Here is a 12,045-nt window from a genome sequence, read left to right as displayed (position 1 = left end):
GTCGTTGGCGGGGGCGGGGAGCCTGACGCGGTGGGACGGGGGCGGCGCCCGGCGGCGGGCGCGCCGGACGCGGGGGCGGCGGACCCGGGCCGGTGCTGGCAGTCGCACCAGGAGCCGCCACGGCACTCCTCGTGGTGGCGCTCGCGGCACGACGGGCAGATCATGTCTCCATTGTCACCCATGAAGGCAAATGCCCGGTTCGCCGAGGTCGAGTGCGGATGATCATGGTCCGGGAAACGTTCTGTGCCGTCATAACGGGTATGGGGCAAGGGATGTGCGGGGAACGGGCGGCGGGCCCGCGGGACGACCGGGCGGGGGAGGCGATCGGCACGCCACGCGCGGAGCGGACCAGTGAAGTGGGCGATGCGGCATGTTCCGGGCGCGCAACCCTCTACGGTGGGGCGGTGTGACCACCGTCTCCGACGCAGCGGGCGCCTCCCGGGCTGGGGATCCGCCCTCCGGGAAGGACCCGGAGGGTCCCCGGCAACGCCGGCGGGACCGCCTGGCCTCACGCGTGCACGCCGACGCGCGGGCCGCCGCGGGGATCGCCTGGACGCTGATCAAGGGCACCGCGATCGGCGGGTTCCGCTACCGCGTCACCGGGCTGGCGGCGGAGGCGGCGTTCTTCGCCCTGCTGTCGATGCCGCCCCTCGTCATCGGGCTCATCGGCACGATGGGCCACCTGCGCGGCCTGTTCGGCTCGGAGACGATCGCCGAGGTGCGCTCCTGGGTGATCGAGCACGCCCAGACGGTGCTGACCGGCCCGACCGTCAAGACGGTCGTCGTCCCGCTCATCGACGACGTGATCCGGGGCGGCAGCCCCGACATCGTGTCGGTCAGCTTCCTGATCTCGCTGTGGGCGGGGTCGCGGGCGACGAACGTCTACGTCGACACGATCACGATCGCCTACGGGCTGTCGGGCGTGCGGGGCGTGATCCGCACCCGGGTGCGCGCGTTCGTGCTCTACCTCATCGGGCTGCTGACCCTGATCGTCGTGGTCCCGATGATCGTGGCCGGGCCCGCGCTGGTCCGCCAGGCGCTGCCGGAGAGCACCGAGGCCGTCCAGGCGCTGTACTGGCCGGTCGTGGTGAGCCTGTCGATCATCTTCCTCTCGCTGCTCTACCACATGAGCGTCCCGGTGCGGACGTCCTGGTGGCGACAGACGCCCGGCGCGGCGCTCGCGCTGCTGATCTGGATCGTGGGCAGCTTCGTCCTGCGGATCTACCTGGCCGGCTCGCTGAGCGGGGTGTCGGTCTACGGCTCGCTGGCCGCCGCGATCGCGCTGCTGGCCTGGCTGTACGTGGCGGCGCTCGCGGTGCTGATCGGGGCGGCGCTGAACGCCGAGATCGACCGGCTGTGGCCGAGCGGGGACACGGCCCGGATCCGAGCCGCGCTGGAGGCGCAGGCCGACCAGGTGCCGCGGGACCAGGGAGCGACGGGTAAAAACCACCCCGAATGAGGTCCTGATAAGGGCAAACATGTCGTAACCTCGCGTGACATGACCCCCCGTGAGGAGCCCGGCCGGCTGCGGACCGTGACCGGCACGATCGCGACGTCCGACATCACCGGGCCTGTGCTCTCCCACGAGCACCTCCAGCTGGACCTGCGCTGGCCGGCGCGCCCCCAGCTCGCCGCCTCCGACCCGAACCGGTGGCTGGACGAGGAGAAGGCCGTCCAGCGGGAGCTGAACGCCCTGCGCAAGGACCACGGCCTCGGCCTCGTCGTCGACCTCACCTGCTCGGGCATGGGACGCAACGCCGCCGCGCTCGCCCGCATCAGCGCCGGCGCCCGGGTCGCCGTGGTGGCCGGGACGGGCGTGTTCACCGAGCCGTTCCACCCCGCGTTCGTCCGCGAGGTCCTCGCCGGCGGGACGTCCCCCGCCGCCCCCGGCTTCGAGACCGGCCGCGAGGGCGGGTACCCGGGCGCTTCGGCGGTCGACCGGCTCGCCGAGCGGCTGCTCGCCGAGGTCGGCTTCGGGATGGACGGCACGAACTCGCTGCCCGGGGTCATCGGCGAGATCGGCGCCTGGGGGGAGGCCCCGACCGAGACCGAGGAGCTGTGCCTGCGCGCCGCCGCCCAGGCCGCCCGCTACTCCGGGCTGCCGGTCGCGACCTACGGGCGCGCGGGCCTCGCCCAGCTGGAGATCCTCACCTCCGCGGGGCTGCCTCCCGGGCGCGTGGCGGTGGGGCAGCAGGACCGGGTGGACGACCCCGCCCAGCACCGCAAGATCGCCGAGTCCGGCGGCTACGTCTCGTTCGGCACGCTCGGCCTCGCGGGGGAGGACGCCGCCGCCGTCGGCGCCCGCGTCCGCCGCGTCCTGGACCTGCTGGACTCCGGGCACGCCGACCGGGTGCTGCTGAGCACCGGGGTCGCGCGGATGTCCCAGGTAGCCCGCTACGGCGGCGCCGGGTTCGGGTACCTGTTCGAGACGTTCCTGCCCGCGCTGCGCGCCGCCGGCGCCGACGAGGCGACCCTCGGCGCGATCCTGCACGACAACCCCCTGCGGTGGCTCACCGGTTCCTGAGTGGGTAGGGGACCCCCGGAAGGGGGTGCGCCCGATGCCCTGGAACAGGTTCGCGGGCGGAGGCGCCCGGGGGCGGTCCGGAACCGTCCGGCTTCCCTACACCGACCGCGCCGAGGCGGGCCGGGTGCTCGCGGCACGGCTCGCCACGATGGGGCTGGAGGGGGCCGTGGTCCTCGCGCTGCCGCGCGGCGGCGTCCCCGTCGGCCATGAGATCGCGCGGCACCTCCGGGCGCCGCTCGACGTGCTGGTGACCCGCAAGATCGGATACCCGCCGCAGCCGGAGCTCGGCGTCGGCGCGATCGCCGAGGGCGGCGCCCCGGTGTTCGACGACGGCCTGCTGGCGCGCCTCGGGCTCCGCGAGGACGACCTGGCCCCCACGGTGGAGGCCGAGCGCGCCGAGCTGGACCGCCGGGTGGCGGTCTACCGGGGCGGCCGCCCGCTGCCGCCGGTCGCCGGGAGGCCGGTGATCGTGGTGGACGACGGGCTCGCCACCGGCGGCACCGCACGCGCGGCCGTGCGGGCGGTGCGCGGGCGCGGACCGTCCCGGCTGGTCCTCGCGGTGCCGGTGGGCGCCGCCGAGACCGTCCGGAGCCTGGAGGCGGAGGTGGACGACCTGGTCGTGCCGGTCGCGCCCTGGGACTTCCGCGCCGTGGGTCAGTGGTACCGCGACTTCGAACAGCTCAGCGACGCCGACGTGACGGCCTGGCTGCGGCGTGCCGCGCCGCCGGGCGGCGAGTCCCCGGGCGGGCCCGGGGACCCGGGCCGGGAGTGACCCGTGGAGCCGGGGCCGGGCCGCCGGAGGCCGGGACTGAATGGCGTCCGCGAATTTTCGGGAAATGGCCACATCGGCGGGGCCGGTGCGGTAAAAGGGCGTCCCGCCGGAATGTCGTGAACGACGTGACCGGGTTGTGACGCAGATGTGACGAAGAACCCGGGCCCGGTCGCGATGGACCGGGCCCGGGCAACGCAAACGGCCCCGCGGGGCGGGGCCGTGACGTTTTAGGTGGCGTGCCGGGGATCGCGATGGGAGCGTTTCGGCGGCCTGTGCCTTCGTTCAGGCGGCGTTGGCGCGACGCATGCGGCGACGGCGCTCGGACGCGCGCTCGTCCTCGTTCAGGCCGCCCCAGGTGCCGTACTTCTCGGGCCGGGACACCGCGTAGTCCAGGCAGTCCGTACGGACCGGGCAGCCCATGCAGATCTGCTTGGCCTTGCGCTCGCGGATCTCGCGCTCGGGCTGGCGCTCGCCGTCGGGGCCGAAGAAGAGGACGAGGTCTTCCCCCCGGCACGCCGCGGCGTCCTGCCAGCCCCAGCTGGGACGAGGGAGGTTTGCCTGCCGACGTACCTGAGCCATGGAACACCCACCTTGATTGGTTTCGAACAAATTCAGGACATGGACGCTCGACGTACTTCGGATGACAAGAGTCAGAGAAGCGCCGAATGTTCCAACGTCTGGAGTTGCCGCTCTGTTCCCCGTCCGGTTACTCCGGAAACCTGGGGACGTGCGACAGTGAAGCCCTCGAATGGGGCCTCAGAGAGATTACACGAGGGCCGCCTCGTTGAGAAGGGTGAGTTCCCTAACAACGTAGGTTCTCTGGTTCTCCCCGCAGTCGGTCCCGCACGGGTCGGGTTGCCGGACGGCTTCGACGACCGCCCGGTAACGGCTCCGCCTCAGAAGAACAACCGCTTCGTGCCGGGTTGTTCCGGGGATCGCGGTGATCGACGCCACGCTCACCTCGTCCACCCCGAGCCGTCCCGTGTGCGCGCGGACGAAGTGCTCCGCCGCCTGCGCGGGCTCCGGGGCTCCCGCCCGTCCGCGCAGCCTGGGGAGGACGACCTCGCCCCGCAGGTAGGCGTCCGCCGCCGCGTTCGCCTCCGCTTCGCTGAGGTCGCCGTACGAGAATCCGTGGGGAAGACATACCAAATTCGCCGCAAATCGGTCACCGCCGACATGGGTGGTTTCCCAGATGAGGCGATCGAAACGCGTCGCGAGAGAACGGGCCAGCGGCGCCCCGGTGCGGGCGCAGCAGGCGTTGCGGCGCCCGTGCGTGCAGACCAGCAGGACCGGCTCGGCCACCCGCTCCCCGAGGCCCGGCGACCGGCCCCTCGCGAGCGCGTCCAGGTCGAGCGCCGCCAGCTCGGCCGGGTCGGCCAGCTCGCGCCCCTCGATCCAGGCCTCGCCCCCGCGGGAGAACCCGGCGTAGACCTGGACGGGCGGGGTGGCGCGGCGGCGGCCCGGCCGGCGGATCAGCTGCGGCCGGACGCCCGCCTTCTTCGCCGCCCGCACGGCGTCGGCGACCGCTCCCGGGCCGGCGAGGTCCTCGACGCGTTCGGGCCAGGGGCCGGGGTGCTCGACGAGCAGCCAGGCGCCCGCCTTCACGGTGGCGGTCGCCAGGCACGGCCGCTCGCCGGTGTGGCTCCCCGGGCAGTGTCCGCAGCTTCTGCCGCGCGTCACGCAGTCCCCCCGCCGATCGTTCGTCCCCGTCGAGCTGAAATCGATTAGGTAAGGGTAACCTAAGGCGCGACGGTCAAACCAGCGGGGTGGCGAGCACCGCCTCCGCCGCGGGCAGGGCGGCCTCCCGGTCGCTCGCCACGAGCCCGATCCGGGTGCGCCGGTCCAGAAGGTCGCCCGCGTCGAGGGCGCCCTCGTGCAGCACTCCCCAGGCCAGCTCCGCGCCGGTCACCGGCAGCCCGGGGACGACCGGCTCCAGCAGCCCCGCGTCCCGCCCGCCGAGCGCGGCCAGCAGCGGCGCCTCGGCGCCGTACCGCTGGACGAGCCGGGCGGGCGCGTCCAGCGCGTCCAGACGGGCGCGCGGAGCCGCGCCGACGAGGGGCAGCCGCGAGGTGCGGCAGGGGCCGGCGGTGAGGCCGCGGGCGCGCACGACCGCGTCCACGGCGTCCTCGGCCATGCGCCGGTAGGTGGTCAGCTTGCCGCCGACGATCGTCACGACGCCGTCTCGCGACGTCAGGACGGCGTGCCGGCGGGAGATGTCGGCGGTGTCGCCCCCGCCCCCGAGGTCCAGCAGGGGACGCAGCCCGGCGTACGCGCCGGCCACGTCGGCGCGCCGCACCGGGACGTCCAGCGCCGAGTCCAGGACGTCGAGCAGGAAGCCGATCTCGCCCTCGGTCGGCTCCGGCACGTCCGGGACGGGCCCGTCCGCCGGCTCGTCGGTGAGACCGACGTAGACGCGGCCGTCGCCCTGCGGGAGCACCAGCACGAACCGGTTGCCCGCCCCGGGGATGGGGACGTGCATCGCGGCGGTGAGCCCGCGCAGCGCCTCGGCCCGCAGTACCAGGTGGGTGCCGCGGGACGGGCGCAGCCGCACCCCGTCCACCAGGCCGCCCGCCCACACCCCGGCCGCGTTCACCACCGCGCGCGCCCGCACGGTGGTCTCGTGGCCGGTGAGCTCGTCCCGGACGAGGGCGCCGTCGCCGGTCAGCTCGACCGCGCGGCAGCGGGTGAGGATCCGGGCGCCGTGCCCGGCGGCAGTCCGGGCGAGCGCGGTGACGAGGCGGGCGTCGTCGGCGAGCTGCCCGTCCCACGACAGCAGCCCGCCGCGCAGCCCGTGGGGGCGCAGGGCGGGCGCGAGCCGGAGCGTCTCGACCGCCGACAGCCGCCGGGGGCCGGGCAGGACCGACCGCGGGGTGCGGGCGGCGAGCCGCAGCAGGTCCCCGGCGCGCATGCCGCCGCCGGCCAGCAGCGCCTGCGAGCGGGACACCAGCGGGGTCAGCGGCAGCACGAACGGAAGCGCCCGCACGAGGTGCGGGGCGGTGCGCAGCATCAGCGCGCCGCGTTCGACCGCGCTCTCGTGCGCCACGTCCACCTGGCCGGACGCCAGGTAGCGCAGCCCGCCGTGGATCAGCTTGGAGCTCCAGCGCGACGTGCCGAACGCCAGGTCGCGGGCGTCGACCGCGGCGACGGACAGGCCGCGGGACGCGGCGTCCAGCGCGGCGCCCGCCCCGGTGGCGCCGAGGCCGACGACCAGCACGTCCACCACCTCGCCGGGGAGTTCGGCGAGCTCGCGCTCCCGGCGTGCGGCGTTGAGCGAGGTCCGGGGATCGGGTCCGGCTGCGTTCACGGTGCGAGCGTCCTCTCCAGGATGTGGCGGAGTTCGGCGTCGAGGGCGTCGGCGTCGACCCCGGGCTCCAGCGCGTCGATCATGATCTGCGCGGAGAGCCCGAACGACTGGACGACCAGCAGGAGCGCGCGGGCCTGGAGCGCGGGTACGCCGGCCCGGATCGTGCCGTCGCGCTGGCCGGCGGAGATCGACTCCTCGAACCCCGCGAGGAAGGCCCGCTGGCTGGCGCCGCAGCGGTCCAGCAGGTAGGGCAGCAGCAGCTCGGGGTCGACCTCGATGATCTTGCGGAGCAGCGGGTGGTCGCGGAACGTCCGCACGCCGGTGACCAGGCCGTCCACCAGCCTGGGCCGGACGGGGCGGCCGTCGTCGGGGGGCGACAGCGCGTCGCCGATCGCGGTCCACTCGCGGGTCATCAGGTCGGCGACGATGGTGCGGACGTCCGGCCAGCGCCGGTAGAGCGTCATGCGCGAGACGCCGGCCCGCCGCGCGATGTCGGTCAGCGTCGTGCGCCGCACCCCGACCGCGAGCACGCAGTCGCGGGCGGCGTCCAGCACGGTGTCGTCGGCGGTCCGCGCCGCCGTCCTGTTGTGACGATTCGACGTCATGTGTCACAGTGTAAGCCACCAGACGGGCGGGGCGGCGAGGGAGGCGGGCGTGGAGACGCGCGACATGCTGTGGAGCGGCTGGGGCGACCCGGCGAAGGCGGCGCCGCTGCCCGAGCCGATGGTCGGCCTGCTGCGCGACCTGCTCGGCGTGCGGCCCGCCGCGGGGCCGCCGGCCGAGCCGTCCGGCGTCCGGCTCCCCGAGCCCCGGCTGTCCGGGGACGACCTGACCGCGCTCGCCGCCGTCGTGGGGGAGGGCAACGTGCGCGCCGGCACCGAGGCGCGGCTCCGCCACACGCGCGGCAAGTCCACGCCCGACCTGCTGCGCATCCGCGCCGGCGACGCCGCCGACGCGCCGGACGCGGTGGTCCTGCCCGGCGACCACGACGAGGTGCTCGCGGTACTGGAGGCGTGCGCCGGGCGGCGCGTCGCGGTCGTCCCGTTCGGCGGCGGCACCTCGGTCGTCGGCGGGCTGGCGCCGCGGGGCGCGGACGCCTTCGTCGCCCTCGACCTGCGCCGCATGGACCGCCTCGTCGAGCTCGACGAGGTCTCCCGGACGGCCGTCCTGCAGCCCGGCCTGCGCGCCCCGGCGGCCGAGGCGCTGCTCAACGAGCGCGGCTACACGCTCGGGCACTTCCCGCAGTCCTACGAGTGGGCGTCGATCGGCGGGTTCGCGGCGGCGCGGTCGAGCGGGCAGGCGTCCGCCGGGTACGGGCGGTTCGATGACATGGTCGTCGGCCTCACCGCGGCCACCCCCCAGGGGACGCTCGACCTCGGGCGGGCGCCGAAGTCGGCGGCCGGGCCCGATCTGCGGCAGCTCCTCCTCGGCTCGGAGGGCGCGCTCGGCGTGATCACCTCCGTGCGGGTGCGGGTGCATCCCGTCCCGGAGGCCCGGGAGTACGAGGGCTGGCGGTTCGCCTCCTTCGACGAGGGCGCCGCCGCGCTGCGGCGCCTCGCCCAGGACGGCCCCCTCCCCGCGGTCCTGCGGCTGTCCGACGAGACCGAGACCATGGTCGGGCTGGCCGACCCCGCGGCGATCGGCGAGGGCTCCTCCGCCGCCGGGGCCCTGGCCGTCCTCGGCTTCGAGGGGACGTCCGAGCTCGTCGCCGACCGGCGGGCCGGGGCCGCGCGGGTGCTGCGCGAGGCCGGCGGCGAGCCGCTCGGCGCCGGGCCGGGGGAGAAGTGGGAGCGCGGCCGCTTCGACGCCCCCTACCTGCGCGACTCCCTCCTGGACGCCGGCGCCTTCGTCGAGACGCTGGAGACCGCCGCCTTCTGGTCGGACGTCCCCGCGCTGTACGAGGCCGTCCGGCAGGCCCTGATCGGAACGCTGTCGGGCGCCGGGACGCCGCCGCTGGTGATGTGCCACATCTCGCACGTGTATCCGACGGGCGCGTCCCTCTACTTCACGGTCGTGTCCGCGCAGGGCGAGGAGCCCGTCGGGCACTGGGACGCCGCCAAGCGCGCGGCCTGCGACGCGATCCTCGCCGCCGGCGGGACGATCAGCCACCACCACGGGGTGGGCACCGACCACCGCGACTGGTACGCCCGGGAGATCGGGCCGCTCGGCGCCGCCGTGCTGCGCGCCGTCAAGGAGAGGGTCGATCCCGCCGGGATCCTCAACCCGGGCGTCCTCGTCCCGCCCGCGGAAGGAGAGTGAGCTCCGTGCGCGGGAAGGAAGTGAGCGGCGTGCGCGCGTTCACCGCGATCGTCAACCCGGCGGCGGGCGGCGCGTCCGCCTCCTGCCTGATCCCGCTGGCCCGGCTGCTGCGCGACGCGGGCGCCGAGGTCGACGTCGAGTACAGCCGCGGGATGGAGCACGCCGCCGACGCCGCCCGCGCCGCCGCCGAGGCGGGCCGGGTGGTGCTCGGCGTCGGCGGGGACGGCCTGGTCGGCTGCGTCGGCGGGGCCCTGGCCGGGACGGGGGCCCTGTTCGGGATCGTCCCCGCCGGCCGGGGCAACGACTTCTCGCGCCAGCTCGGCGTCCCGTCCGACCCGGAGCGGCTCGCCCCGCTGCTGCTGGAGGGCGAGCCGCGCGCCGTGGACGCCATCGACGCCAATGGGACGGCCGTGCTCGGCAGCGTCTACGCGGGCGTGGACGCGGTCGCCAACGACAACGCCAACAGGACGCGGCTCCTGCGCGGCTCGGCCGCCTACTACGTCGGGGCGCTGCGCGCGATCGCCTCGTGGCGGCACGCCGACTACCTGATCACCGTGGACGGCGAGCGGTACCGGCGGGAGGGCTACACCGTCGTCGCCGCCAACTCGGGCTACTACGGGTTCGGCAAGCACATCGCCCCCGGCGCGCGCGTCGACGACGGCCTGCTCGACGTCGTGCTGATCCGCAAGGCGCCGAGGACGCTGTTCTTCGCCGTCATGCGGGAGCTGGAGGCCGGGACGCACGTCCGGCGGCCCGAGGTGGAGGTCCTGCGCGGCCGCGAGGTCCGGATCGAGCTCGCCGGCGGGTCCGGCAGGACGCTCCCGTACGGGGCGGACGGCGAACTCCCCGGGATCCTGCCGGTCACCGCGCGGGTGATGCCCGGCGCGCTGCGCGTCCTGGCGCCCTGACCGGCCTCCCGCCAGGTTTTGCAGGGCGTTTAGGGCGGTTTACGCCCCCATTACGGCTCTCCGGATAGTGTCGGTTACGTCCCGCTACGGGACCTTGGGGCTGTCTGTGGAGGCATCATGGGAAGGCGACTTCACTGCTCGCCGTTCTGGGGGGACTCATGATGACCGCAGGCCCCCTCGTCGTGGTGGCGCCGGTGTCCTTGGGGGTGGCGCCGGCGCCAACCGCGCTTGCCTGACGAAGTGTCTGCTTCCTGGCGTCGTGTCGCCTTGACGGCGTGACCGCCTCCGGAAAGGCTGTGAGCACCCCCTCACGCCCGGAGGCATTCTGTGTCTGCCGAGGTCCCCCCCGGACCCGACAACTCGCGCACCTCCGAGGAAGGCGCCGGCTGGGCCTGCGGCAGGCGGGGAAGCTTCCACGAGCTGCTCCCGGACCGCGTCCCCGACTTCTCCTGGCGCCGCCCCTCGGTGCTCTGGCGATCGCGCAACGACGTGCTGGCGCGCCTGTTCGGCGACCCGGCGAACGCGATCCGCCGCCGCTGCGTGGCGTCCCTGCGCGAGCGCGGCACCCCGGCCGCGTTCACCGTGCACCGCCCGGCGCCGGAGTTCTCCTTCGCGCTGGTCGGCGACACCGGCGAGGGGGACCGGTCGCAGTACGCGGTGGTCCCGCCGCTGCTGCACGCGGCCGCGGGCACCGACTTCATGGTCATCGCCAGCGACGTGATCTACCCGACGGGCGACGCGGGGGACTACCCCGACAAGTTCTTCCGCCCCTACAAGGACTACCCCGCGCCCATCTACGCCGTGCCCGGCAACCACGACTGGTACGACGGCCTGCGCGGCTTCCTGCACGTCTTCTGCGGCCTGGACGAGAACTGCTCGCCGCCCCCGTGGCGCGGCCCGCTCGCCTTCATCCCGCGCCGCCTGTGGCGCCACTCCGGAGCCGTCGACGCGGAGGCGCTCGCCGAGGCCCGCCGGCTGTACCGGGGCGCGCCCGGCCAGCAGGGCGCGCAGCCGGGGCCGTACTGGGCGATCGACACCCCCGCGCTGCGCATCATCGGCATCGACACCGGGATCACGGGCCGGCTCGACCGCGACCAGGGGCGCTGGCTTCGGGAGGTCTCCGGGGGGCCGAAACCAAAGTTGCTGGTGACCGGAAAGCCGCTGTACGTGGACGACGACCACCGTCCCGGGGCGATCGAGGGCGGCGGGACGGTCGACGAGATCGTCCAGGACCCGGCGCACCACTACGTGGCCGCGATCGGCGGCGACATCCACAACTACCAGCGCTACCCGGTGCGGACCGGCGACGGCCGGACGATCCAGTACATCGTCTCGGGCGGCGGCGGCGCCTTCATGCACGCGACCCACGTCATCCCGCGGACCCGGGTGGTGGAGGAGGACGAGTTCCGCTGCTACCCGCTGCGCGGCGACTCCCTGTCGCGCTACAGCAAGCTGTACGGCCGGTGGCTGCGGCTCCCGGGGCTCTTCGAGCTCACCCCCGAGGAGGCCACCGCCGCCGTCGAGCACCGGCTCGGGATCAAGCCGGGGCGAGGGTACGGCGGCCCCGCGGCGTCGCGTCGCGCGCGCTTCGTCGCCGCCGTCCTCGGCGTGCCGCGGGGCGAGAACGCGGCGATGCGGTCGCGCGCGCTGAAGCCGCTGCTGGCCTGGGGTGCGGGCATCGACCGGCGGCGCACGCTCCCCGCGCTGGCGCCCGAGACGTTCCGGCGCTGGTTCGCCTCCCACCGCAGCCCGGAGGGCCGCAACGGCGACGTCGTCCTGTTCGTGGACAGCTTCACCGACGCGTTCTCCCCCGAGGTGGGCCGGGCGACCGTGCGGGTGCTGGAGCACGCCGGCTACCGCGTCACGGTGACCGAGCGCCCCGTGTGCTGCGGAATCACGTGGATCTCCACCGGGCAGCTGGACGGGGCGCGGGCGCAGGCGCGCCGCGCCGTCCGCGCGCTGCTCCCCCACGTCCGGCGCGGCGCCAGGGTCGTCGGGATGGAGCCGTCCTGCACCGGCGTGCTGCGGTCCGACGCCGAGGAGCTGCTGAGAGGCGTGGACGCCGCCGCCGCCCGCGAGGTCGCCGCCGCGACCCGCACCCTGGCCGAACTGCTCGCCGAGACACCGGACTGGACGCCGCCCGACCTGTCCGGCGTGACCGGGGTCGCGCAGCCGCACTGCCACCACCACGCCGTCATGGGCTGGGCGAAGGACGCCGAGCTCCTGCGGAAGGCGGGCGCGGGCGTCGAGCGGCTCGGCGACTGCTGCGGCCTGGCCG

The 12,045-nt window shown here is 75.2% G+C and carries 10 protein-coding genes; 6 read left to right on the top strand and 4 right to left on the bottom strand.

Going from position 1 to position 12,045, the window contains the following annotated elements:
* The first annotated feature begins 514 nt into the window (after nucleotides 1-514).
* The 3 genes from AB0C69_RS26720 to AB0C69_RS26710 are packed head-to-tail and all read left to right on the top strand — an operon-like array spanning nucleotide 515 to nucleotide 3,296.
* On the top strand, nucleotides 515-1,459 hold the full coding sequence (locus AB0C69_RS26720) for a YihY/virulence factor BrkB family protein (RefSeq protein ID WP_345184657.1): 945 nt from the start codon (nucleotides 515-517) through the stop codon (nucleotides 1,457-1,459).
* 39 nt (nucleotides 1,460-1,498) lie between these two features.
* Nucleotides 1,499-2,524 (top strand): aryldialkylphosphatase, encoded by a 1,026-nt coding sequence (locus tag AB0C69_RS26715; RefSeq protein WP_360357931.1) that lies wholly within the window; start codon nucleotides 1,499-1,501, stop codon nucleotides 2,522-2,524.
* A gap of 34 nt (nucleotides 2,525-2,558) precedes the next feature.
* A complete protein-coding gene (locus AB0C69_RS26710) occupies nucleotides 2,559-3,296 on the top strand; it encodes a phosphoribosyltransferase family protein (protein ID WP_360357929.1) in 738 nt (245 codons plus the stop codon).
* Nucleotides 3,297-3,578: 282 nt separating this feature from the next.
* Here the strand turns inward: AB0C69_RS26710 and AB0C69_RS26705 are convergent, their stop codons facing one another.
* The 4 genes from AB0C69_RS26705 to AB0C69_RS26690 form a co-directional block, all read right to left on the bottom strand.
* Entirely contained in the window at nucleotides 3,579-3,875 is a 297-nt protein-coding gene (locus AB0C69_RS26705; protein WP_075901375.1) for a WhiB family transcriptional regulator, read from the bottom strand.
* 186 nt (nucleotides 3,876-4,061) lie between these two features.
* Nucleotides 4,062-4,976, bottom strand: a complete 915-nt coding sequence (locus AB0C69_RS26700; protein ID WP_360357927.1) for a sucrase ferredoxin — start codon at nucleotides 4,974-4,976, stop codon at nucleotides 4,062-4,064.
* Between the two features lie 73 nt (nucleotides 4,977-5,049).
* Nucleotides 5,050-6,600: a glycerol-3-phosphate dehydrogenase/oxidase gene (locus AB0C69_RS26695; protein ID WP_345184648.1), complete on the bottom strand. Its 1,551-nt coding sequence runs from the start codon at nucleotides 6,598-6,600 to the stop codon at nucleotides 5,050-5,052.
* A complete protein-coding gene (locus AB0C69_RS26690) occupies nucleotides 6,597-7,205 on the bottom strand; it encodes a TetR family transcriptional regulator (protein ID WP_353835929.1) in 609 nt (202 codons plus the stop codon). Before AB0C69_RS26690 ends, AB0C69_RS26695 begins: the two co-directional genes overlap by 4 nt.
* Before the next feature lie 64 nt (nucleotides 7,206-7,269).
* Here AB0C69_RS26690 and AB0C69_RS26685 point away from each other — a divergent pair, with 64 nt between their 5' ends.
* The 3 genes from AB0C69_RS26685 to AB0C69_RS26675 all read left to right on the top strand — a co-directional run.
* Nucleotides 7,270-8,859 carry an FAD-binding oxidoreductase gene (locus tag AB0C69_RS26685; RefSeq protein WP_360357933.1) on the top strand — a complete coding sequence of 530 codons (1,590 nt, stop codon included), beginning with the start codon at nucleotides 7,270-7,272 and terminating at the stop codon, nucleotides 8,857-8,859.
* Nucleotides 8,860-8,864: 5 nt separating this feature from the next.
* Nucleotides 8,865-9,767 (top strand): diacylglycerol kinase family protein, encoded by a 903-nt coding sequence (locus AB0C69_RS26680; RefSeq protein WP_360357925.1) that lies wholly within the window; start codon nucleotides 8,865-8,867, stop codon nucleotides 9,765-9,767.
* 327 nt (nucleotides 9,768-10,094) lie between these two features.
* The coding region (locus AB0C69_RS26675; protein ID WP_360357923.1) for a metallophosphoesterase at nucleotides 10,095-12,045 on the top strand (1,951 nt) is incomplete at its 3' end.

This window comes from Actinomadura sp. NPDC048032, from assembly GCF_040653175.1.
Taxonomy (GTDB): domain Bacteria; phylum Actinomycetota; class Actinomycetes; order Streptosporangiales; family Streptosporangiaceae; genus Spirillospora; species Spirillospora verrucosospora.
Note: the sequence above shows the minus strand (reverse complement) of the source record. Positions and strands in the feature narration are given on the sequence as shown.